This window comes from Microbulbifer yueqingensis, assembly GCF_900100355.1.
Classification (GTDB): Bacteria; Pseudomonadota; Gammaproteobacteria; order Pseudomonadales; family Cellvibrionaceae; genus Microbulbifer; species Microbulbifer yueqingensis.
This window is the reverse complement of sequence record NZ_FNFH01000002.1, coordinates 485,095-507,633: the sequence shown is the minus strand read 5'-3', so window position 1 is coordinate 507,633 and position 22,539 is coordinate 485,095. Positions and strand designations below refer to the sequence as shown.

The window sequence follows — 22,539 nt, the reverse complement described above, 5'->3', positions numbered from 1 at the left end:
GCGGTGCGCTTTGCCCGCCGGCAGTTCGCATTTCTACAGCAGGTGCTCCAGCGGCAGCCAGCCGGAGACACGGGCCACCCAGCGCTGCAACAGGCTGGTTTCCGGTGAGTGGTCATAGATCCTGCCGCTGCCGTCGCGCCAGCGGACCTGTCCCTGATCAAGGAATAACTCGTAAGCATTGTCGCGCACATTGCGACTGAAATTATCCGTAAATTCTTGGGCCAGCCGACCCGACTGGAGGAGAAGGCCAAGCTCCGTATTGTGGAGCACTGAGCGGTGATCCAGGTTGAACGAGCCCACATAGAGGGCGCGCCTGTCCACCACCAGCAGCTTGGCATGCAGCAGGGAGCGCGAGGTACCCCGCCAGTTGTCGAGCTTGTAGTTCAGCTTCCCTGAGAGTTCGTAAAGCTGGATCCCCGCCCGCAGCAACGGACGCCGGTACTTGCGGTAGGCACCGTATACGAGGGCCACGTCTGCGGAGGATAGGGAATTGGTCAGTATCTGGACCCGCACGCCACGACGTGCGGCAGCCAGCAGCGCGTCGAGGTAGGCTGCATCCGGGAGCAGGTAGGGTGAGATGATGACCAGCTCGCTGCGGGCCCCGCGAATCCACTCCAGCAACTTCCTGGAGGCGAAGCCGTTGCTGACTTGTGGTGTAAGGCTCACCTTGCGCGGAGGGTCGACCAGCACTTCCGCCGGGCTCCAGTACCAGAGCTGTGGCTCGTCGCGCAGCTTCGGGATGACGGGTGACTCAAGCAGTTGCTGGCCATAGTCGGTCGCCAGCAGCGCGTGGGTATTGTCCTGCAGCTCGCGCAGGAAGGCGGCCTGGTGCCCCGGGCTGGCGGCGCCGGCGAAGACCGAGCGCACGGGGAAGCTGTAATGGCTATTCCAGTAGTGATCGAACTGCAGTGAAATTTCATCCACCGCCGCACCTATAGTGACCAGTTCCAGGTCGCCGAATACCTGCCCGCCATCGATACCGAAATACTTGTTGCTCAGGTTACGGCCGCCGATAAAACTGACGCGATTGTCCACGGTAAATGACTTGTTGTGCATGCGCCGGTGCAGCCGGCAGAAGTCACTGAAAAACTCTACCGGCCGCGGCCCCTTGTGGGGAAAGGGATTGAACAGGCGGACCTCAACGTTGGGGTGGTGGTCGAGTGCTGCGAGGGCGGTGCGCGCAGACCGGGTGGTAAAGTCATCCAGCAGGAAACGCACGCGAACCCCGCGATCTGCCGCATCGATGAGTTCGTGGGTGAGCAGCAGGCCGGTCTCATCGCGACGGAAAATGAAATACTGGATATCGATGCTGTAACGGGCGGCGCGGATGGTGGCCAGCCGCACCGCCAGGGCATTGTGTGCGGACGTTACCGGGTAGACCCCGGTCTCCCCGGGATGGTCGGCTGACAGGCGCCTGGTGGCGGTGACCAGGGGGGCGTCGGTGCCCGGCTGGAGGACCCGGCTGGCCTCGCGCTCCGGGGGGGATGGGAAGCGCCCGGGGCCGTGAGGGCAGGTACAGGCAGTGAGGCTGAAGAGGAGGACAAGCCGGAGCACACGCAGGGGATAGTCAGCCATTGATTGTCGCCGGGGAACGGGCCTGTCTCAGCGCTGAGTATAGACTTCGGGGGCGCGCCACCGAGGGGGAGTTGGCAGCCCGCTGGCGCCCGGTATAATGCGCGCCCCCGCGAGCGCGGCCCGGGAGTGTCCCGGGAAGCCCGCCTGGCGGCTCTCTGACCGAGGAACGGAAATATGGACGAGCAACAACTCCGCGCGCGAAGCGGCGGACGCTGCGAACTATGTGGGGACGACGCCGGGCTGGGAATCTATCGCGTGCCGCATTCAGAGGGGCAGGGAGACGCCGATATCCTGGTGTGCGGCAGCTGCCGCTCGCAACTGGAGGGGGAGGTGCCACTGGAAGAGAACTACTGGCGCTGCCTCGGTGACAGCATGTGGAGCCCGGTGCCCGCCGTGCAGGTCCAGGCCTGGCGCCTGTTGAAGAGGCTCAGTGCTGAGACCTGGGCGCAGGACCTGCTGGACATGCTCTATCTTGAGGAAGACGTGCGCCAGTGGGCGGAGCAGGGTGCGCCGGTGGCGGAAGGGGACCGGGTGGTCCAGCGCGATTGCAATGGCGTAGAGTTGCGTGCCGGGGATACCGTCACCGTCATCAAGGACCTGGATGTGAAAGGCACCAGCATCGTGGCCAAGCGTGGTACCGCGGTGCGCGGGATCAGCCTGACCGACAATCCGGAGCAGATCGAGGGCCGCGTGAACGGCCAGCGGATCGTGATCCTGACCAGGTTTGTCAAAAAGTCCGGTTGAGTAGCGCCGGTACCGGCCCCGGCTGGCGGAAGGTGATTACCGGCGGCTGTCGTCTTGCAGCACCTTCTGCCCGCGATACATTTTTTCGGGGCGGGACCTGCCGCGGAGCGCCGGGTCGTGGAGCGATAGTTCCTCGCCGTAGATCATTGCGTATATGTCTTTGCCGGTATTCTCACGAAGCACGGGCTGCCCCCGATACAGGCGCGGCCGTGGCTCTTCACCGGTGAGGAACGGGGCACCCCGGTGGTGCTCGATTTCGGCTATCAGTCGCCGCGTCTCCCCGTCCACCGTGCTGTATTTTGCTTTTGCCAGGTGCTGTTCGAGGCCGTCTTCGGAGAGACGCAGGTTGATATCGAATTCCGCCTGCAGGCGCTTGCGCAACTTGCGCATGAGGGTAAGGACCTGTGCATTCATGAGCCAGTGGTGGTTGTTCATGGCGAGCTCCCAGTGATTGCTATTGGATCGTTAGCCGGGTGGCCCGGAATGTGGAGCAATTTCCGGACCAGCCCGGCAGGGTTGCGTGGGGCGGACCGCTCGTCGGGAAGTGCCGGGTTGTGCCGGCAGCTTGTGTTGATGTTGTCCGGGTGTTCTCTCCTCCCGAGAGGGGCGGCCCCGAGTTTCGACCAAAAGGAACCAAAACCAGACCAATGAAACCCGTGTACGAGATTCGCAGTGGGGCCCTGGCGGGCTTCAACCAGCTGGTCCCCCACCTGGGCGGCGACCCCGCCAGCCTGCTGGCGCGCGTGGGCCTGCCGCAGGACTGCATGCGGCGCCCGGACCTGCTGGTCCCGGTCGCAACCCTGTGCCAGCTCCTGAATATCTGTGCGGATGAATTGCAGTGCCAGGATTTTGGCCTGCGCCTGGCATCCATGCAGGGCATGCGCATGCTCGGCGCGGTGGGCCAGCTGCTGGGCGATACGGACCTGGAAGCCGCGCTTGCAGTCACCCAGCGTTATATGGCCCTGCACAACCAGGCGGAGCACTGGCGTATGCGGGTGGAGGGCGACCTGTTGGTGGCCGAGCGTTATGACCACTTCCAGGGGCCGGTCGACGCGCGCCAGTATCGCGAACTGTCCATGGCCGCCTGCTATCGCCTGATGCAGGACCTGGCCGGCATGGATGTGCGTCCCCGCACCGTCATGTTCCGCCAGGAGGAGCCGGCGGCGGAACCGCACCGCTATCGGGAGTTTTTCTATACCGAAGTGCTGTTCGGGCAGGAGCGCGATTGCCTGGTGTTCGATGCAGAGGTTGCACGCCGGCCTGTGTGCCCACCCAGCCCCAGCCTGCTGCGCTACTTTGAGGACTTCACCCGGCAGCTGTTGTCGGAGCACCGCGACAGCGTGGCCGAGCAGGTCAGGACCCTTATCCTGCAGACGCTGGGAGCGCAGCGCCACAGCCTGGCACAGGTGGCGCGGCTGATGGGGGTACCAGCACGTACCCTGCAGCGCAGGCTGAGCGCCGAGAAAACTTCCTTCAAGCAGCTGGTGCAGGATGCCCGGATGCAAACTGCGCGCTGGCACCTGTGTTCATCCAGCATCGATATCAACCTTCTCTCAGCCACTCTCGGTTATACCGACATCAGTGCTTTTTCCAAGGCTTTTCGCGCCATTCACGGCAAGTCCCCACTACAGTGGCGTAAGCAACAGCGCGATGCGGACTGACTTTCCTGCCTCGGCAGCGGAAGCGAGTTCGAAATGGCGCGCCAAATCTCACTAATGACCTGCGCAGCCGCTTATCATAGGCTCACAGCGCAGTGATACCTCGCTGCGCAGGGTTAACAGGGACTTGACCACAGGAGCACTCATGAGCACAGGGCCGATCCAATGCAAGGCCGCCGTGGCCTGGAAGGCGGGAGAACCGCTGAGTATCGAAACCGTTGAGGTAATGCCGCCCCAGAAAGGCGAGGTTCGCATCCGGCTGGTGGCCAGCGGGGTGTGTCACACCGATGCCTTCACGCTCTCCGGGGAGGACCCTGAGGGCGTTTTTCCCGCCATTCTCGGTCATGAGGGCGGCGGCATCGTCGAGTCGGTGGGCGAAGGGGTCACCAGCGTGGAAGTAGGTGATCATGTGATCCCCCTGTATACGCCCGAGTGCGGCGAGTGCAAGTTCTGCAAGTCGGGCAAGACCAACCTGTGCCAGAAAATCCGCGAGACCCAGGGCAAGGGCCTGATGCCGGATGGCACCACGCGTTTCTCGGTGGACGGCAAGCCGGTCTATCACTACATGGGCACCTCGACTTTCTCTGAATACACGGTGTTACCGGAAATTGCCCTGGCCAGGGTCAATGCCGAGGCCCCGCTGGAGGAAGTCTGCCTGCTGGGTTGCGGTGTCACCACCGGCATGGGGGCGGTCATGAACACGGCGAAAGTGGAAGAGGGCGCTACTGTGGCCATTTTCGGCCTCGGCGGTATCGGCCTGTCGGCGGTGATCGGTGCGCGTATGGCCGGTGCCGGTCGCATTATCGGGATTGACATCAACGAGTCCAAATTCGACCTGGCGAAAAAGCTCGGCGCTACCGAGTGCATCAACCCGAAGGATTACGACAAGCCCATCCAGGAGGTGATCGTTGAGCTCACCGACGGCGGCGTAGACTATTCCTTCGAGTGTATCGGCAACGTGGACGTGATGCGCTCGGCGCTGGAGTGCTGCCACAAGGGCTGGGGCGAGTCGGTGATCATCGGTGTGGCCGGCGCCGGCCAGGAGATCTGCACGCGTCCTTTCCAGCTGGTAACCGGGCGGGTCTGGCGCGGCACCGCTTTCGGCGGCGTCAAGGGCCGCTCCGAACTGCCGGGCTACGTCGAGCGCTACCTGGCCGGCGAGATTCCGTTGAATGACTTTATCACTCACACCATGCCGCTTGAGGAGATCAACAGTGCGTTCGACCTGATGCACGAGGGCAAGAGTATCCGCAGCGTGATCCACTACGAATAACGACGAAAGAGGACGGGCAGTTATGAGCCTGGAGTTGCTCAGTAGCACCAAAGTATTTGATGGCCGGCAACAGCAGTACCGGCATTATTCCGACACCCTGGACTGCGACATGCGCTTCTCGGTCTTCCTGCCTCCGTTATCGGACCGCATGGAAAAGGGGCAGCGTTTCCCGGTCCTCTACTGGCTGTCGGGCCTCACCTGCACCGATGAGAATTTCAGCCAGAAGGCGGGCGCGCAGCGCATGGCTGCCGAGCTGGGTATTGCCCTGGTGATCCCGGATACCAGCCCGCGCGGTGACAATGTACCGGACGACGGCGATTATGACCTGGGGCAGGGGGCAGGGTTTTACCTCAATGCCACCCAGGCGCCCTGGAAAAGCCACTACCGTATGTACGATTACGTGCTCGAGGAGCTGCCCGGGCTGGTGGAAGCCAATTTCCCGGTTACAGGGCGCCGGGCCATTGCCGGGCACTCGATGGGCGGGCACGGTGCGCTGGTCGTGGCCCTGCGCAATAGGGGGCGTTTCACTTCGGTATCCGCCTTCAGCCCGGTCTGCAACCCGATTAGCTGTCCCTGGGGCGAAAAGGCGTTCAGCGCGTACCTGGGAGCGGACCGTTCCAGCTGGGAGGAATACGATGCGACGGTTTTGGTCAGCCGCGCCACGGAGCACCTGCCCATGCTCATCTCACAGGGGGAGGACGATGAGTTCCTCGAGCGGCAGCTCAAGCCAAATGCACTCGAGGCCGCGGCAGACGCCGCCGGCTACCCGGTGAGGATCGAGCACCACGCGGGGTATGACCACAGCTACTACTTCATCGCCAGCTTTATCGAGCAGCACCTGCGTTTCCACGCAGATTATCTGTTGCGTCCCTGAACCGGTACGTTCTCCCGGCGGCCAGACTGGATAGCACAGGCTGAAGAGGGCTGGCTGAATAGATAGAAGTATCGCGCGCCCCGGCACCGCCAGGGGCGAGCGGTGAAATGACCGGGTGCTCTACGTTAAGTTGTGCTGCGTCGGAATCCAGTTTGCCGGGGAGGGGGGCGGCGGGTAGGGAACTTCTGTCATTGCGCAGGCTGCCGCAACTTTTTAAGGCTGCCCTGCCATCCCGTCGATGGGGCAAGGATCAGCTCCCGTAGCCCCAGGGCGCTGGCGGGGGCTCGACCGGCCTGCTGAGGTCGAACTCGACCCGAAATCGTCTCCCGTCGGGGCGGGTCAGCTCATAGGCAAATATCCGCTCCGGGTAAATTTCCATGGCCCAGGTATTGTCAACCGAGGCCGTAAGCTCCTGCCGGCGGAACAGGCTCACCGATTCGGGGTCCACCGGGAATTCCTGCCGCACGGGAGTGCCGCCTTCCCGTGTATGCCCCCCGTACATTGTCACCGGGTCTTCGCTGCCGTCCCTGTGCCGGTGGTCATGCTTCAGTTGCAGGCCGGCCGCAGTGCGGGTAAGTATCCAGGTCCGCGAGCGATCGTTGCCTACATGGAAAGGAATTCGCAGCTCACGGGTCGGTTCTGCACAGCCGCGCACGTGCATCACCAGCCGGCGGCCGGCGAAAGGGTCCGGCCCCGCAGTGTGCGGCTCGTTGGCAACCACCTGGCCAGCAAATGCCTTGCCACAGTACGCGGCGATATTTTTCAGGAATTGGTCCGTGGGCGCTGTCGTTGTCCGTTCCGAGGCGCAGCCGGCCAGCAGGGCCGCCAGGGCAACGGCGGGCAGTATTTTTTTCATGGGTCGCTCGTGGTTCGCTGATGATAGAGTCGTGTCCGGACCGGCTCAGCCCTGTTCCTTCTCGTCCAGTATCTGCTGCAGTTGCTCCTCAAAGGTGGCAACTTCCTGGGCACCGCTGATGGCGTACTGGCGGTCGAACACGAACAGGGGGACCCCCTGAACGCCCTGTCCCGCTATCAACTGCTCCAGCTCGCGGACCTCTTCAGCGTAAGTCTGCCCGTCCAGAACCTGTCGGGCCTCCTCCCCGTCCAATCCTACCGATTCGGCAGCCTGTACCAGCACGTCGTGATCCTGGACATTTTTACGATCGGAGAAAAAGTCCTCGAAGAGGCGCATGCTGAGCGGGGTCTGCTTATCTTTCTCCGCGGCCCAGTGCAGCAACTGGTGGGCATTGAAAGTGTTGTACATGCGCATATCATCGCTGTAATTGAAGGTGAAGCCGGCCTCTGCCCCAAGGTCGGTGAGGCGCTGCCTGGCTTCGATGCTCTCCTGTGGCGTAGTCCCGTATTTCTTCGCCAGATGCTCCCTCAGGTTTTCCCCCTCAGCCGGCATTTGGGGGTTCAGCTCGAACGGCAGCCAGGAAATTTCCGGCTCGATACAGTATTCGTAGCGCTCAAGCGCCTGCAGGAGACGGTAATAACCGATCACGCACCAGGGGCAGACGATATCCGAGACAATCTCAATCTTCACGGGAAGCTTTTGCATGGTTTCCTTCACGGTCGGCACGGCGTAGCCGCGACTATTCATCTTCTTAATTGTAGCTGGGACGGTCGGTGGAAAGCCCGCTCCCCAGCCTGGGACAATTGTGGCCGGCCACGATCGGGCGGTAGCCAGCGGGGGCACAGGATATCATCCGGGGGGCCCCCATACATGCAAGAGGCGATTCCCGGGCTGGGTTGCCGGGATGCCCGTGAGACGTGAGACCTGGGCTCCTCCCTCAGTGAAAGCTGGATATGTGAACTGGGCCCATTCGCGGGGTCTGGCTGATACTGGTAGCCTGTCGCGCCTATGACACACTATCCGGCTGATTTTATACGAGCCATGGCGATAGGGTTTGAATTATGGAACGGTAAGCGTGTGTCACATGCCGATTGCACGGAAATAGGCCGCCTGTTCCTATCGCCTCACTGGAATAAATCCTATTGTCTGCTGTACTTGCGAAAGCCCCTCTGCACCCGGGCGTGCACGCTTTCCCTGTCCTTTATCTCAACTCACCGGAGGCATCCCTATGTATGATTACCGTGTGCTTTTTGTACTGACCGGTCATGACAGCCTTGGAGACACCGGCGACAAGACCGGTTTTCACCTTTCCGAGGCTGCGCAACCCTGGCGGGTACTCCGCGAGGCGGGCTTCCATGTTGACTTCGCCACGCCTGAGGGCGGCGAGGCGCCGATTGACCCCGGCAGTAAGGACATGGACGACTCAGTAAATCGCGAGTTCCTGGAGGACGAAGATGTCAATGCCAAGATAAAGTCTGCCCCCGCGCTCAAGGAACTGGATATTGGGGAGTATGACGCCATCTACTTCCCCGGCGGACATGGCACCATGTGGGACCTGCCTGACAATAAGGACGTCCAGGACGCGATCCGCAAGATGTACGAAAACGACAAGGTGGTGGCAGCGGTCTGTCACGGCCCGGCTGCGTTTGTAAACGTCAAGCTGAGTGATGGCAGCTGGCTGGTTGATGGCAAGAAACTCTCTGCCTTCACTGACGAGGAAGAGCGCGCAGTGGAGAAGGACGACATTGTGCCTTTCCTGCTCGCATCAAAGCTCAAGGAGCGGGGCGCGACGCACGAGAAAGCGGACAATTTCGAGGAGTCTGTCACCGTAGATGGCCGCCTGGTAACAGGGCAGAATCCGGCGTCGGCCCGCGGGGTTGGTGAGGCCCTCCGCGACCAGGTCAAGAAAGGCGGGGGCAGCTGAGGCCGGTTCTCCTTTCCTGCGATGCCCGCCGGCAGAGCGGGCCGGCTGCGGAAGCGGACACCGTGAAACACGGTGGGCATCTTGATACTGCTGCGGGCATCCGGGTTGCAAGTTGGCTTGTTTAGGTGTGCGCCGCAGCACCTCACCAGGCTGCGGCGCCAGCGGCCGGCGTCAGCAGTCCTGGTCTTCCGCGCCGGCTTCTTCCTTCACTTCTTCACAGGCATCTTCCACCGCGTTGCCGACATCGTTGAATTTCTCGTCGATCTGCTCGCCCACCTCCTCGGCATCGGTATCATTGTCACAGCCAGCCATTCCGAGAAGCAGCAGGCTGGTCAGGAAGGCCAGTGCCAGTTTTCTGGATGCAATCATAATTTCACTCCTTAATTACTCACCAAATGTAATTCCAGTCAGCTCCGACTGGCCCCCGGCGAATTTGTTCCCTGTTAATTCCCGTCAATCCCATGACAAAACACCGCACTGAGAAACTGTTCACGTAGTGACGTAACGGGATGGCCGCTGAATGGCAGAAGCATGACGAAGGTCGGCTGCGACGGCAGCCCTGAATTTTATTACGGGACAGTGTGCCTCACTGCAGTTGCCGGCGCGATAAAGTGATGGGTAGGGCAGGGCGCGTAATAAGGGATCAAGGCCGGAGGGTTGAAAAAAGCACCACTTATCCACACCTTTTGATGGAGAGGCTGCGAATATTATGCGGCCGGAGAGTCCGCTACGAGGCCACAACGATTCCTGTCTTTTACACGGAGTCACTGGAGCCTGAAGATCATTGCAAATACGGCAGACAAACTAACAATCTGTTTCAAAATGCTCGGGGAGGCAACAATATCTTTTCAAAGGCAGGCGATGCACGACCATTGATTGCGGTGCTGATGTTATTGCTGCTGTCAGCGCCGGCGGCGGTTGCACAGGAAAGCGATGGCAGCTCCCAGGGCACGGGTGCTGCGGCAATACCGGTAGCCCAGGCATCTCCGGGTGCCGGAGCACCGGAAAAGCCGCCCCACGCGAGTGGGCAAGCCCGCACCGACAGTGAGCTCTCCCCCGACCAGCTTGACCGCCTGGTCGGCCTGCTGGAGGATCCAGCCCGCCGGAATCTTTTCCTGAAAGACCTGAAACGGCTGCGGCAAGCCACTGATGCAACTGCAGGCGACGGGGCGTTGAAAATCAGTAATGCCCTATCGGTGGATGATGTCGCGACCGAAATAGTGCGAGATTATTCGTCGTTCCTGAACGGGATCGGGCTCTCTGCCAACGAGGCGGGAAGGCTGTTATTGCTGGCGATTGCCGCGGTGATCCTGCTGGTGGCTGTGGCCATCAATAACCGGCTGGCCGGTTTCGTTGACGGCAAGCTGCGTCCGGTGCGCAAACGCGCGGGTGTAGGCCGTTCAAGGTTTTCGATTATTTTCGGCATCCAGCGTTGGCTGGGCTACGTCATGGCCCTGATACTGTTCGGCTATACCGGCGTCGAACTATTTGGGGAAATGCTGGGTGAGCTGCTTTCCAAGGATGCCCTGCGCGGCGCGGCCCGGGTTTCACTCTCCCTGTTCCTGATTGTCGCCGTGTTTTGTGCGCTCTGGGAGACTATCAACGGCGTGGTCGAGCACTATTTCGGTGAGAGGATGCTGTCCGCCAACGCCCGCGTACGCACACTGGTTCCGCTGATTCGCAACCTGTTGCTGTTCACCCTGACGGTGATGACGGTACTGGTGGTTCTGTCGGAGCTCGATATTGATGTAATGCCGTTGCTTGCCGGTGCCGGTGTATTTGGTATTGCGATCGGTTTCGGTGCCCAGACGCTGGTAAAGGATTTTCTTACCGGGTTCACTATCCTGCTTGAGGACCTGCTACAGGTGGGAGATATCGTGACGGTGGGTGGGCGCACCGGGGAGGTCACCCATATAACCCTGCGGAAGATAGAGCTGCGGGCGCTGGACGGCACCGTGCATACCATCCCTTTCAGCGAGATCTCGGTAGTGGACAACCTGACCAAGAATTACAGCTATTACATGCTGGAGATCGGCGTCGCTTATCGCGAAAACACCGACGAGGTCATCTCCTGCCTCCACGCCGTGGACGAGGAAATGCGGCAAAGTGAAGACTTCGGCTCCCTGATCCTCGCGCCGCTCGAGGTACTGGGAGTTGACGCCTTCGCGGACAGTGCGGTCGTCATCAAGGCCCGCACGAAAACCCGGGCCCATGAAAAATGGCGTGTGGGCAGGGAATTCAATCGCCGTATCAAGCTGAAGTTTGACCGCGAGGGCATCGAAATTCCATTCCCGCACCAGACCCTGTACTTTGGTGAGGACAAGTCGGGGCAGGCGCCTCCCGCCCGGGTGGCCCTGCACAAACAAAACAGTGCCGAAGAGGCGACCGGCGATGCTGACAGGGCAGATAAAGCCGACCGGGCATATAAACCTGATAGCGCCGAGGCGATCGAGGATTCCTGATGGCCGGCCCTCTCTTCACTGACGCGGAAAGTCGCCTTGCAGCGCATGACCTGGTCGCCTGGCGTGAGGCCTGCCCGGGCTCCGGTATGCACTGTTGAAGACGTCGTCAATATCCTCCACCTGATTCCCTGAAATCTCTTCCATCTTTCCGCACCGGCCACAGATCGTCGCCCATAATTGTTTATTACAGAGCGGAGCCTGTGTGGCCGGGAACCACGGGAATGATCTGGTACTGCTGGGGCGCGTTAACCGAACCCTGTCCGGATGGTGGTGCCCGACCCCTGAGTCTCACCGAGCAGCGGAAAAACCCGAGAACGCTCTTCAAGGGGAAAGACATTGAATAGTTCTCGAAGAGAATTTCTCAAGGCGTCATCTGCCGGCTTGTTGGCAGGCATGCTGCCTGTCAGCCTGGTACGTCTGTCGTTCGCAGAGCCCGGCAGGGGTTTTACCTTCGGTTATATTTCCGACTCCCATATCCAGCATATCAGGGACGATAAGTTTGTGCGGAGCTGGGACCAGGGGTTGAAGCGTGCGGTTGCCGAGGCCAACCTCCTCGATCCAAGGCCGGACTTTTTCGTCTTCGGTGGCGACCTCGCCCACCTGGGGACCCGGGCAGAGCTGGACCACGGTGCCGAAATGCTCGGGGCACTGCACGGGAAGCTGTATATGGTCATGGGTGAGCACGATTATTACCTGGATATGGGGGATTATTGGCGAAAACTGTATGGCGACGACTATTACAGTTTTGACCACAAGGGCGTCCACTTTGTCGTGCTCAACAGTATCCTGACTTATGACGACTGGAACAGGAGATGGGATACGCCCGGTCGGCGTATGCAGGAAATGGCCCTGCTCGATAACCCGAATGGCTCGCCGTTTATGGTGGGCGAGCGCCAGCGGGAGTGGATGCGCAAGGACCTGGATAGTCAGGATAAGGACACCCCGATTGTGGTTTTCTCCCACTCGCCGCTGCAGAAGATTTACCGCGGATGGAATTTCTGGACCGAGGACGCCGATGAGGTCCAGAAAATGCTCGCACCTTTTCGCGAGAGTAATGTCATTTACGGGCATGTTCACCAGATCCAGTATAACCAGATCGGCAATATTGCCTTTACGTCGGTCATGTCCACAGCCTGGCCCTGGCCGTATCCCGAGTCCTACGCGCTGGCGGAAAGTCACCTGCCGATCCTCACTGTTCCCATGAATCGCGCCGATCCCTCGAACGAGCGGGATGCCACCGGTTGGCAGTTTATGAATATGCACAGCGGTCGTATTGATACCACCTTCAACCTGGGTGCCAACCAGAACCGCAGGGTGGCCTGGAACGAGCGGCACAGGCGTCCGGAAGACACGAGATACCAGGACAAGGATGCGCGGACCCCGCCGCAAGACCATTTCTAACCAGGAGCGCAAGATGAGAACGCTGGCCCTGCTGTTTTGCCTGATCGGTGCCGTTGCCGTGGCGGCCGACGAATTTACCCGGGAAGATATGGAGCGCTGGCAGGAGCAGTACCAGCGGGTCGCACAGAAAGGAAGGCAGCTCTGGACCAGCGGCGACCTCGGCAGTAACGGGGTCGCCTGTGCCCAGTGCCACCCGAATGCCGCCAATACCCATCCGGAGACCTATCCCAAGTTCCAGCAACAGCTCGGTCGGGTGGCCGACTTGTGGGAAATGGTGAATTGGTGCATCCGCAATCCACTCGAAGGCGAGGCGCTGTCGGCCGACGATCCGAAGATGATCGCCATCGTGTCCTATATCCACAGTGAGCGAAAGGGCGTGCCCCTGGCACCGGGCAAGCACTGAAGCCTCCCGGCCAGTCACCTCTGTGCCGGGTTGGAGTGGGAAATATATTCCTTTTTTGGGGGTTCCTCGGGGCCGGTATACCCGTATCCAGTGCGCCTCGTAGCTATTTTGTGACTCCGCCTGTTTTGTCGGTTTTCATGGCAACGATGGTCTGGCAGTGTCGCGATAACTCTGCTTATATGTTTCGGTTATTAAGTTATTCCCCTGGTCGCCGGCCCCCCCAGCGTGGTGCAGGTAGCGGGTGGGTGGGGAAATCGTCACGGTTGAGAAGTAAAGAGTGGCACGAAAATGACTGGCAGGGCCCTCCCGCTACTGCTGATAGTGGTTTCCCTATTTTGGCCCTCCCCGCTATTGGCGCAGGGGGCGGTGGAATTCGAGCCCCTGGGCGTCGCCCAGGGGCTCGATGTGAAGGTGGTTCCCTCCCTGTTGGTGGATCGCTCCGGCCTGCTCTGGGTGGCCACCCGGGAAGGCCTGTACCGGTATGACGGTTATGAGGCGCGGCGCATGCCGGTCGGGAAGGGGGGCCCCGGGGAGTTGCCCGACGGTGACCTGCGGGCGCTTTTTGAGGACTCTCACGGCCGGATCTGGGTGGCCAGTAACACCGCCGGCCTCAGCAGGTACGACCCGAAAAGCGGCAGCTTCCGGCATTACCGGCACGACGTGGCCGACCCCAATACCCTGAGCCATGCGAGTATTTACGGTATGGCGGAAGATCACAGCGGGCACCTCTGGGTCGGCAGCCAGATAGGCCTCAATCGTCTTGACCCCGCCACAGGCATTGTCGAGCGGTATTTCCATGATCCGGATGACCCGCGTTCGCTTTCCCACGATTACGCCTACACGGTGCACGCCGACCGCGCGGGAAATCTGTGGGTTGCCACCGTCGGTGGTGGTATCAGCATCAGGCGCCCCGGCCGGACCGGCTTCGATCGCATCGACCTGTCGGTCCACCTGGCCGAGCGGCCCGAAATAAATGATGTATTCGCGTTTGCCGAGGGCCGCGATGGTTCGATGTTTGTGGGAACCCGCTCGGGGTTGGTGGAAATCGGTCCGGGCGCGCGCGAGGTTCGGCAGATCCCGTTAATCCCGGAAAGCAAGACGGCCCGGATCATTACCGACCTGGCCTGGGGCCCGCGAGGGCGCCTGTGGATGACCACAATGGCCAAGGGGGTGCTGGTTTACGATCCCGATGACGGAAGCGTAGTGCCCGCAAACCCGGAACTGCCCGGCCAACCGGGGCAGTTGCCGGCCCTGCCCCAGATGAACCTGGTAATCAGCGGCCGGCGGGTCTTCGTGGGCACCTGGGGCAGTGGGGTCTACCTTGCGCGCCTGCCAGAGGAGAGATTCGGCTTCCTGGATGCTGACTCGGAAACGAGCCACCTGCGAAACCGTAACGTGACTGCGATCCTCTCCGGCGAAGGCAGCAGACCCTGGGTAGGGACTTTTGGCGGTGGGGTGCAACCGCTGGCCGAAGACCGGAAAAGGGTGGAAAAGCTCCCTGGGACTCCCTCGCAACTGAATACCGATGGCGTCCTGGCCATGACGCGGCGGCAAAGCGGGGAAATCGCGGTGGGCACCAACCACGGCCTGTGGCTGCTGTCGGCCGGCGGCACGCCCCTGGAGCGGATTAGCGGGGATTCCGGCCGGGGACTGGGGGACGGCTACGTCACCAGCCTGGCCGAGGATGACCGTGGCGTATTGTGGGTCGGCGTTGGGGGAAGTGGCCTGTTCCGGTTGTCGCCGGGCGGGGAACAGTTCGACTCCTTGCAGCATGATCCACATCGGGTGGATTCGCTGAGTGGCAATTATATTTCCGGGTTGCTGGATCTCGGTAAGGGCCTGCTTCTCGTGGGTACCCGATCGAACGGGCTCAACCTGTGCCGGACGGAAGTATGGTCCTGCCAGCGTTTTACAGTGGCAGAGGGACTGGGGCACCATTCGGTCACCGGTCTCTACCGTTCCGACAGCGGCTATCTCTGGGTGGGCACCAACGGCGGCGGCTTGCACCAGTTTGCCCTCACTGGCGGGGGACAGCTCAGGCTGCTGCGTCGCTGGACCGAGCGGGATGGCCTGCTCAGCGACGGAGTGGCGGGAATTATCGAGGACAACGACGGCTCTCTCTGGATCAGTTCACACAGAGGTTTGACCCGGTTGCAGCCGGCCACGGGTGCAGTAGCCAATCATGTTGCCGAGAGTGGCCTGCCGGTGACGCATTTCAATGTTCGGGCCGCGGCCCGGGATGAACACTACCTTTACTTCGGCGGGCTAGGCGGTGTGGTGAAGGTTCCGCCAGGTACGCCGATGCGTGAGCGCGACCCGAGCCCTGTGCGAATGATCGAGCTGACCCGGCCCGATGGCCAGGGGGGACTCAACATACAGCCGGCAACGGCACTTTCCGCGTACTCCATGCGGTGGGGCGAGATGCTCTCAGTTTCCTTTGCGGTACTGGATTATGCGCGTGGCCAGCATCAGTACCAGTATCGCCTTGACGAGGAGTCCGATTGGCAGGCACTGGGTGAGCGTCATGTCGTTACCCTGCTGGAATTATCCCCCGGGGTCCACCGTTTGAGCATCCGCGGGCGCGATGCTTTTGGCAACTGGAGTGTCTCCCCGTCGCTGGATCTCGAGGTGATACCACCGCTCTGGATGACGTTGGAATTCCGGGTGGGGGGGCTGCTCCTGCTGCTCGTCGGTACCTGGGGCTGGCACCGCCATCGTGTTCGGGGACTGCGCCGCCGCAACCGCCGACTGGAAAAGCTGCAGCGGGAAAAGGAGTTAGCGCTGCAGAGGGTGAGGGAAAGCCGGGAAGAGCTGTCCCAGGCCCACACCGGCCTGCGCAACCTGACTCACAGGATGCAGAGCACGAGGGAGGAACAGCGCCAGCTGATCGCACGGGAGCTCCACGATGAACTGGGCCAGACCCTTACCGCAACCAAGATCAGCCTGCAGCGTGCAGGAGGCGCGGCGGACGCCGGGGCCGCGGGAGGACTGCTCGCGTCTGCCATTGCCATGATCGACAGCATGATCGCCCAGGTCAGGAATATTTCCCTCAGCCTGCGCCCGCCGCTACTCGATGAAGCGGGGCTGGTGGAAGCGCTGCGGGTCCACCTGGACTCCGTGAGCGATCGCGCCGGCGTACAGATAGGGCTGGTCACCCAGTTTGACCTGTCGTGGATTGAAGGCGACCTGCGAACCACCATATTCCGCCTGGTGCAGGAGGCGGTAAACAATGCTATCCGGCATGCCTGCGCGAGTCGCATAGAAGTCAGGCTGCGCTACGATGCGCAGCGGCTGATCCTGGAGGTCGAGGACAATGGTTGTGGCTTCGAACCAGTCGAAGTCTGGGCGCGCGCCCGGCGCGGGGAGCACCTGGGCCTCCTGGGTATGCTCGAGCGGGTCCATGGAGTGTGTGGTGAGATGCACTTCGATTCCAGTCCCGGCTCCGGTTGTCGGGTAACTGCGAAAATTCCGGTATTGAATCATGCAGAAGCACCAATACTCGAGTGAAAAACCGAGGCAAATCCTGCTCGTGGATGACCACAGGCTGTTGCGGGCTGGCATGCGCGCACTGCTGGATGATATGCCCGGTATCGCAGTGGTTGGTGAGTGCGGGGATGGACTGGAGGCCCTGGCGCTGGTCCGGCGAAAGCGTCCCGATGTGGTTCTGCTCGATGTCTCGCTGCCCGGCATGAACGGGCTCGAGGTGGCCGCACACCTGAGCCAGCATCACCCCGATGTGCGAATCCTGATCCTGTCCATGCACTCGGGGCCGGAATATGTTGCCCGTGCGCTGAATGCCGGAGCCCAGGGCTATCTCCTGAAGGATTCCGCATTCGATGAACTGGCAGAGGCACTGCATGCCCTCTTCGCCGGCCGGGACTACCTGTGTGCTGCCATCGATGGGGAGGTGGTAGAGCGGTTTCTCTCCGCCGGCACTGACTCCATATCGGCTGCGGAGGTCCTGACACCCCGGCAGCGGCAGATCCTGCAGCTGATCGCTGAAGGTCGCGGACCGCGGGAAATCGCGAGCGGCCTGAATGTCAGTGTGAAAACGGTCGAGGCCCATCGCGCCCAGCTGATGGACAGGCTGGGAATTTACAACGTGCCGGGTCTGGTGCGCTTCGCTATCCGCGTCGGCCTGGTCAATCCCGAGACATGACTCCCGGCCATTGCCGTGACGAGACCCGTTCCGTTTTTTTGTGAAAATAATCCCGGTTAGCCGAACTCCTGGTTGCCGGAAGTTGTGAGCCCGTTCACGCGTAACTGAATATCGGGGAAACCCCTATACCCCTCCGCCCAGCCTCTCCTTAACGTGAAATTGTTTCCGGCCCGTGCCCAGCCCCGGGCCCGATATTCACAATAATGAGAGGAAATCATCGTGTCAGGTAAACTCCAACGGTGCCGCAAGCCGCTTGCCGCACTGCTCGCCACCCTCGTGGTGGCCCTGGTTGCACCGGTAGCCAGTGCCATGAAACTCAAGACCCAGAATCTCACCCAGTTGATTACCAGTTCCGAGGCTATTGTCTCGGGTACGGTGAAAAGCGTGTCCGACGGCATCGACGCAGCTGGCATTCCCTACACCGAAGTCACCCTGCAGGTTGGCAGCGATGCCAAGGGCAAGATCAAGGACGACAGCGAATACACCTTTCGCCAGTTTGGCCTGCTGAAACCCCGCACCATGGCCAATGGCCACCAGATGCTGGCAGTCTCCCCGGAAGGTTTCCCGCGCTGGAACGAGGGTGAGTTCGTGGTTGCCTTCATGCACGAAAAGGCTGGTCGCACTGGCCTGCAGACTACTGCCGGCATGGCCCAGGGCAAGTTCAGTGTGATGAACGGAAAGCTGGCAAACCAGTTCAACAACGCCGGCCTGTTCGAGGATGTGGAAATCAACCAGCAGCTGCTGAGTGCGGAACAGCAGAACATGCTGACCTCACCAGGTGCGGTAGACGCCGTCCAGTTTATGGACCTGGTCGGCCGTGCAGTTTCTGAAGACTGGATCGGCAAGGGGGAGATGAAATAATGAAACTGAATAACCTGACCCTCGCGATTGGCCTGGTCGTTGCGGCGACTTCCGCCCAGGCTGCCGGCCCGCTCTACACCACCGATGGCGAAAACCCCCAGCCCCTCAAATGGGACACCAGCAGGGGGCCCATCCCGGTGTATACCGATGGTGGGGAGGCCTTCACCTGGAACTATGACGGCACCCCGTTCCTGACCATCGAGCGCGCCAACGAAATCACTGCGCATGCCTTCCAGAACTGGAGCGATGTGCCGACATCCACTTTCTCGGCGGAGATCAGTGGCACCATCGAGGAAAAACTGGGTATCGCCGACGTAACCGGCGCTAACGCCACCGAGATCTACACCAGGGAAAATGGTTACGGTTTCTGGGTGCTTTACGACACCGACGGCTCCATCCTGGAGGAGTTCTTCGGGGTGCCAAAGGAGGCCGTGCTCGGCATAGCCTTCCCCGAGTGGACCGATGGCAACGGCACCATCATCGAGGCGACTGCGGTGATGAACGGCTGGAACGTCTGGAACAGCGATACCGAGGGCAACAATGTGGCCGGCGTGTTCACCCATGAATTCGGTCACGCCATCAACCTCTCCCACTCGCAGGTAAACGGCTCCCTGGCGTACATGAGTTATACCTACAGCCCGAAATACCCCGGTGTGGCTGGTTGCGGGCTGGACCCGATCCACCGCTGGGATTACCCCGCTTTCTTCGGGGCCAACAACGCCAGTCCGGATATCATCGAGACGATGTTCCCGTTCATCGATCACAGTGGCCAGGCCGGTGCCGAGCAGAGCACCGTGGAGCACCCGGACGATATCGCCGCGATCTCCAACCTGTACCCCACCGCTGACTACGCCTCCAGTACCGGTACCATCACTGGTGTCCTGCGCCTGAAGGATGGCAAGACCGAGTACAGCGGTATCAATATCATTGCCCGTAACGTCAACGACCCCATCTACGATGCGGTTTCTGACATGAGCGGTTCGGCCACCCAGGGCAAGTTAGGTCCCGACGGTCGTTTCACCATCCGCAACCTGACTCCGGGTGAGCAGTACGTCCTGTACCTGGAGGAGATCACCGCCGGCGGTTACCCGACATCGCGTACGCGCCTGGTATCCCAGGCCGAATACTGGAACGCTGCCGAGGGCACGGATCCGCTGGCGGACAACGCCTGTGACGCAACCCCGATCCTGGCCGAGGCGGGTGTGACCAAGGAAGCAGATTTCTATTTCAATGGCTACGAAAAAGGTATCCAGGTAACACCGCTGGTGTCAGCCTTTATTCGCGACATGGCCAAGGGCGGCAAGCGTGCCGCGGGCCAGGCGGGACCCACGGCATTCCTGTGGGATGAAAAGAAGGGCTACAAGGTCCTGCCTCCGGAGTTTGTGCCGGCCAATGGCGCCCTGAACCGCAACGGCCAGAAGATGCTGGTGCAGAAAGACTTTACCGGCAACGGAATCCAGGAGGCCGCCATCTGGAGCGAACAGGGCGTTACCCCGCTGGGTGACCTGAACGGCAACAGCTGCGGCGGGGGCTCGGTAACCGGCGTGACCGCCACCAGCGGCTGGGCCCTGGATGACAAGGGTGAGACAGCTGTGGGCCTCGCCTACAAGGATGTCGACGGTGACGGTAACTGCCAGAGTACCTACAGTGGCGAGATTGTGCCTTTTATCTGGGACGAAAAAGGCGGCATGCGGGAGCTGGACACCGAGGGTGTCGACTGGAATCGCACCCAGTTTGTCCGCGCCCACGCGATTTCCGGCAATGGCGAAGTGGTGCTGGGCTCCAACACCCACCAGAAGGCGGTCGCCTGGGTCAATGACGGTTCGATGATCGACCTGCACGGTGCCTTTGGTGCCTACGAGGCGTATGCCACCAGCCAGGATGGTAGCAAGGTGGCGCTGTCCACCCGCGATGGGGTCCAGTTGTGGAATCCGGCCAGGGGTACCAGTGCCAATTCACTTACCAATATCGGCTCCCTTCGCTGGTGCGCGGACATGCCGTTCTACTTCTTTGGCTACAACTACTGCCAGCTGCTGACGGAAGAGGAGATCACCGGAGCTGTAGGCCCGATCCCGATGACGGTCTTCGACATGAGCGACGATGGCCGTGTTGCTATCGGCCGTGCCGGCAACTGGCGTATGGGGCTCGCCGGCGGCCTGTGGGTCGAGGGAATTGGCTGGATGGAGTTTGCCGACTTCCTGAAGAAACAGGGTGTGGTGGAAATGAACTCACTGCCGATCAATAACCCGATCTCAATCAGCGCATCCGGGACCGAGATCGTAGGGGGACTGGCCGGCATCCAGTATTCCTGGAAGGTCGACCTGGACCAGGCCTATGTCTGTACCGACGGTGTTTCCGAGCAGGTTGGCTTCCCCGGCGGCCTGCGTGAGGCCGTGGCGGCGGGAGCAGAAGTGGGCCGCTGTGAATTCCTGGAGCCCTGATACGCCTACCTGGCGCACTTCGAAGCGGGGCCTGGCCCCGCTTTTTTGTTTCCTGCCCTGCAATCAATGACCCAGGGCTGGCTCTTTTGCAGGGCCTGCATATAGGGGAAACCCCTATAGGATTTTCGCGCCAACAGAGCTAATTTGGAATCTCCCGGAGGGGGCAGGCTGGGAGCCTGTCGCAGCCGGGATCCAGTGCCTGACGTCTATAACAACACTGCCTCTCATTGGACCCGTGGCGGGGCATAAAGGAGGACATGGAATTCAGCTGCTGTGACTTCATTGTTCCTTGAATCCTGTGAAGAGCCTTTCCTGGCGGGGGCGAACCCCCCGCCATTTTTAATCGTTGAACGTAAGGACCTGTAGCCGTTACCCGGGACGCGTTGAATTAGGCGCACAATTATCTCTCCTGTTCCCCTTCCCCCGGTGGGCGCTTGCAGGGCTCTCCTATACTCCAAGCCATATTTTTGTGCCGCAATACATGAATAAACAGGAGTGGAAATATGGCGCTCTGGAAACCGGATCCGTCCTTTTACCCCTCCGCCAGAATGGCAATGCAGGCGCCTCCCGAGCGGCATGCCTACGTGGCGGCGCTGAACTACGGACGCAATGACCAGCCGGACGGTATCCGTGTAGTGGACCTGGACCCGCATTCCCCCAGCTACGGCGAAGTGGTAAATGCGCTGGACCTGCCGCACCTGGACGACGAATTGCACCACTTCGGCTGGAATGCCTGCAGCTCGGCGCTGTGTCCCTATGCGCCGCATCCTCATCTCGAGCGCCGTTACCTGGTGGTGCCCGGGGTCCGCAGCTCGCGGCTCTACATTATCGATACCAAGCCGGACCCGCGACGGCCACGCATCGCCAGGGTGATCGAACCGGAGGAGGTAATGGCCAAGTCGGGCTACAGTCGCCCGCACACCGTACATTGTGGCCCCGACGCCATCTATGTGAGCGCCATGGGCTCGGCCAACGGCGACGATGGGCCCGGCGGCATTTTCCTGCTGGATCACTTCAGCTTCGATGTGATCGGTCCCTGGGAGATCGAGCGCGGCGACCAGGAGCTGGCCTACGATTTCTGGTGGCACCTGGCCGAGGATACCCTGGTCAGCAGTGAGTGGGCCAAACCGCGCCAGTTTGAAGACGGCCTGGTGCCGGAGGACCTGCTGGGCCAGAAGTATGGTCACCGGATCCATTTCTGGGATCTCCGCAAGCGTAAACTAAGCCAGACCATCGACCTGGGTGCGCAGCACCAGATGGTGCTGGAGCTGCGCCCCGCCCATGACCCACGCAAGACCTACGGTTTTGCCGGGGTGGTCATCAGCACGGAGGACCTGTCGGCTTCGATTTGGTTATGGCATCGCAAAGACGGCGAATGGCGGATGGAAAAGGTCATCACCATTCCGGCCGAGCCGGCGGATCCCGACGACCTGCCGCCCGCATTGAAGGACTTCAGCGCGGTTCCGCCGCTGGTCAGTGATATCGACCTGTCACTGGATGACCGCTTCCTGTATGTCTCCTGCTGGGGTACCGGTGAGCTGCATCAGTATGATGTCTCCGACCCCTTCAACCCGAAGCTGGCCGGCAAGGTCGTGATTGGCGGCATCGTCAACAAGGCTCCTCACCCCCGCTCCGCGGATCCCCTGCTGGGTGGCCCGCAGATGGTGGAGATCAGCCGTGACGGCCGGCGGGTCTATTTCACCAATTCCCTCTACAGCACCTGGGATGACCAGTTTTACCCGGACAGGATGGGGGGCTGGATGGTGAAAGTGGATGTGGATCCGGATGGCGGTATTCAGCTGGATCCGGATTTCTTTGTGGATTTCGGCGAGACGCGCGTGCACCAGATCCGGCTCGAGGGTGGCGACTCCTCGACGGATTCCTTCTGCTATCCCTCATGACCACGTG

18 protein-coding genes are annotated in these 22,539 nt (G+C 61.1%); 13 read left to right on the top strand and 5 right to left on the bottom strand.

Features of this window, described 5'->3' with window-relative positions; all coding sequences use genetic code 11:
* Positions 1 to 33: 33 nt before the first annotated feature.
* On the bottom strand, positions 34 to 1,575 hold the full coding sequence (locus BLT26_RS06015; RefSeq protein ID WP_091510173.1) for a phospholipase D-like domain-containing protein: 1,542 nt from the start codon (positions 1,573 to 1,575) through the stop codon (positions 34 to 36).
* 174 nt (positions 1,576 to 1,749) lie between these two features.
* On the opposite strand from BLT26_RS06015, the gene BLT26_RS06010 reads away from it, so the two are divergent.
* Positions 1,750 to 2,319, top strand: a complete 570-nt coding sequence (locus tag BLT26_RS06010) for a PhnA domain-containing protein (protein ID WP_091510170.1) — start codon at positions 1,750 to 1,752, stop codon at positions 2,317 to 2,319.
* 36 nt (positions 2,320 to 2,355) lie between these two features.
* Here the strand turns inward: BLT26_RS06010 and BLT26_RS06005 are convergent, their stop codons facing one another.
* Complete coding sequence (locus BLT26_RS06005) at positions 2,356 to 2,754, bottom strand: hypothetical protein (protein WP_091510166.1); 399 nt, start codon at positions 2,752 to 2,754, stop codon at positions 2,356 to 2,358.
* A 212-nt stretch (positions 2,755 to 2,966) separates the two neighbouring features.
* Between BLT26_RS06005 and BLT26_RS06000 the strand changes: the two genes are divergently transcribed.
* The 3 genes from BLT26_RS06000 to fghA all read left to right on the top strand — a co-directional run bounded on the left by BLT26_RS06000 (position 2,967) and on the right by fghA (position 6,124).
* Complete coding sequence (locus BLT26_RS06000; RefSeq protein WP_091510163.1) at positions 2,967 to 3,980, top strand: AraC family transcriptional regulator; 1,014 nt, start codon at positions 2,967 to 2,969, stop codon at positions 3,978 to 3,980.
* 142 nt (positions 3,981 to 4,122) lie between these two features.
* On the top strand, positions 4,123 to 5,250 hold the full coding sequence (locus BLT26_RS05995) for an S-(hydroxymethyl)glutathione dehydrogenase/class III alcohol dehydrogenase (RefSeq protein ID WP_091510159.1): 1,128 nt from the start codon (positions 4,123 to 4,125) through the stop codon (positions 5,248 to 5,250).
* Positions 5,251 to 5,272: 22 nt separating this feature from the next.
* Positions 5,273 to 6,124: an S-formylglutathione hydrolase gene (fghA, locus tag BLT26_RS05990; protein ID WP_091510156.1), complete on the top strand. Its 852-nt coding sequence runs from the start codon at positions 5,273 to 5,275 to the stop codon at positions 6,122 to 6,124.
* 250 nt (positions 6,125 to 6,374) lie between these two features.
* Here fghA and BLT26_RS05985 read toward each other — a convergent pair whose 3' ends face one another.
* Together BLT26_RS05985 and BLT26_RS05980 are read right to left on the bottom strand one after the other, a co-directional pair.
* Entirely contained in the window at positions 6,375 to 6,980 is a 606-nt protein-coding gene (locus BLT26_RS05985; RefSeq protein ID WP_091510153.1) for a hypothetical protein, read from the bottom strand.
* A 45-nt stretch (positions 6,981 to 7,025) separates the two neighbouring features.
* Positions 7,026 to 7,685, bottom strand: a complete 660-nt coding sequence (locus BLT26_RS05980) for a DsbA family oxidoreductase (RefSeq protein WP_091511062.1) — start codon at positions 7,683 to 7,685, stop codon at positions 7,026 to 7,028.
* A 523-nt stretch (positions 7,686 to 8,208) separates the two neighbouring features.
* Between BLT26_RS05980 and BLT26_RS05975 the strand changes: the two genes are divergently transcribed.
* Positions 8,209 to 8,904: a type 1 glutamine amidotransferase domain-containing protein gene (locus BLT26_RS05975; protein ID WP_091510149.1), complete on the top strand. Its 696-nt coding sequence runs from the start codon at positions 8,209 to 8,211 to the stop codon at positions 8,902 to 8,904.
* Between the two features lie 171 nt (positions 8,905 to 9,075).
* On the opposite strand, the gene BLT26_RS05970 is transcribed toward BLT26_RS05975, so the two are convergent.
* A complete protein-coding gene (locus BLT26_RS05970) occupies positions 9,076 to 9,273 on the bottom strand; it encodes a hypothetical protein (protein WP_091510146.1) in 198 nt (65 codons plus the stop codon).
* Positions 9,274 to 9,791: 518 nt separating this feature from the next.
* Here BLT26_RS05970 and BLT26_RS05965 point away from each other — a divergent pair.
* The 8 genes from BLT26_RS05965 to BLT26_RS05930 all read left to right on the top strand — a co-directional run bounded on the left by BLT26_RS05965 (position 9,792) and on the right by BLT26_RS05930 (position 22,532).
* The gene (locus BLT26_RS05965) at positions 9,792 to 11,366 is read left to right on the top strand and encodes a mechanosensitive ion channel family protein (RefSeq protein ID WP_175453040.1); all 1,575 of its coding nucleotides are present in this window, start codon (positions 9,792 to 9,794) and stop codon (positions 11,364 to 11,366) included.
* Between the two features lie 336 nt (positions 11,367 to 11,702).
* Positions 11,703 to 12,767, top strand: coding sequence for a metallophosphoesterase family protein (locus BLT26_RS05960; protein WP_217631377.1), 1,065 nt, complete (start codon positions 11,703 to 11,705; stop codon positions 12,765 to 12,767).
* Positions 12,768 to 12,780: 13 nt separating this feature from the next.
* Positions 12,781 to 13,170, top strand: a complete 390-nt coding sequence (locus tag BLT26_RS05955) for a c-type cytochrome (RefSeq protein WP_091511058.1) — start codon at positions 12,781 to 12,783, stop codon at positions 13,168 to 13,170.
* Positions 13,171 to 13,536: 366 nt separating this feature from the next.
* The gene (locus BLT26_RS05950) at positions 13,537 to 16,677 is read left to right on the top strand and encodes a sensor histidine kinase (RefSeq protein ID WP_175453039.1); all 3,141 of its coding nucleotides are present in this window, start codon (positions 13,537 to 13,539) and stop codon (positions 16,675 to 16,677) included.
* Entirely contained in the window at positions 16,652 to 17,329 is a 678-nt protein-coding gene (locus tag BLT26_RS05945; RefSeq protein WP_091510131.1) for a response regulator, read from the top strand. The genes BLT26_RS05950 and BLT26_RS05945 overlap by 26 nt, the downstream gene beginning before the upstream one ends.
* Before the next feature lie 219 nt (positions 17,330 to 17,548).
* Positions 17,549 to 18,190: a hypothetical protein gene (locus BLT26_RS05940; protein WP_217631376.1), complete on the top strand. Its 642-nt coding sequence runs from the start codon at positions 17,549 to 17,551 to the stop codon at positions 18,188 to 18,190.
* Complete coding sequence (locus BLT26_RS05935) at positions 18,190 to 20,631, top strand: matrixin family metalloprotease (protein ID WP_091510128.1); 2,442 nt, start codon at positions 18,190 to 18,192, stop codon at positions 20,629 to 20,631. Before BLT26_RS05940 ends, BLT26_RS05935 begins: the two co-directional genes overlap by 1 nt.
* Before the next feature lie 503 nt (positions 20,632 to 21,134).
* Positions 21,135 to 22,532 (top strand): selenium-binding family protein, encoded by a 1,398-nt coding sequence (locus tag BLT26_RS05930; RefSeq protein WP_091510125.1) that lies wholly within the window; start codon positions 21,135 to 21,137, stop codon positions 22,530 to 22,532.
* The last annotated feature ends 7 nt before the right edge of the window (positions 22,533 to 22,539 follow it).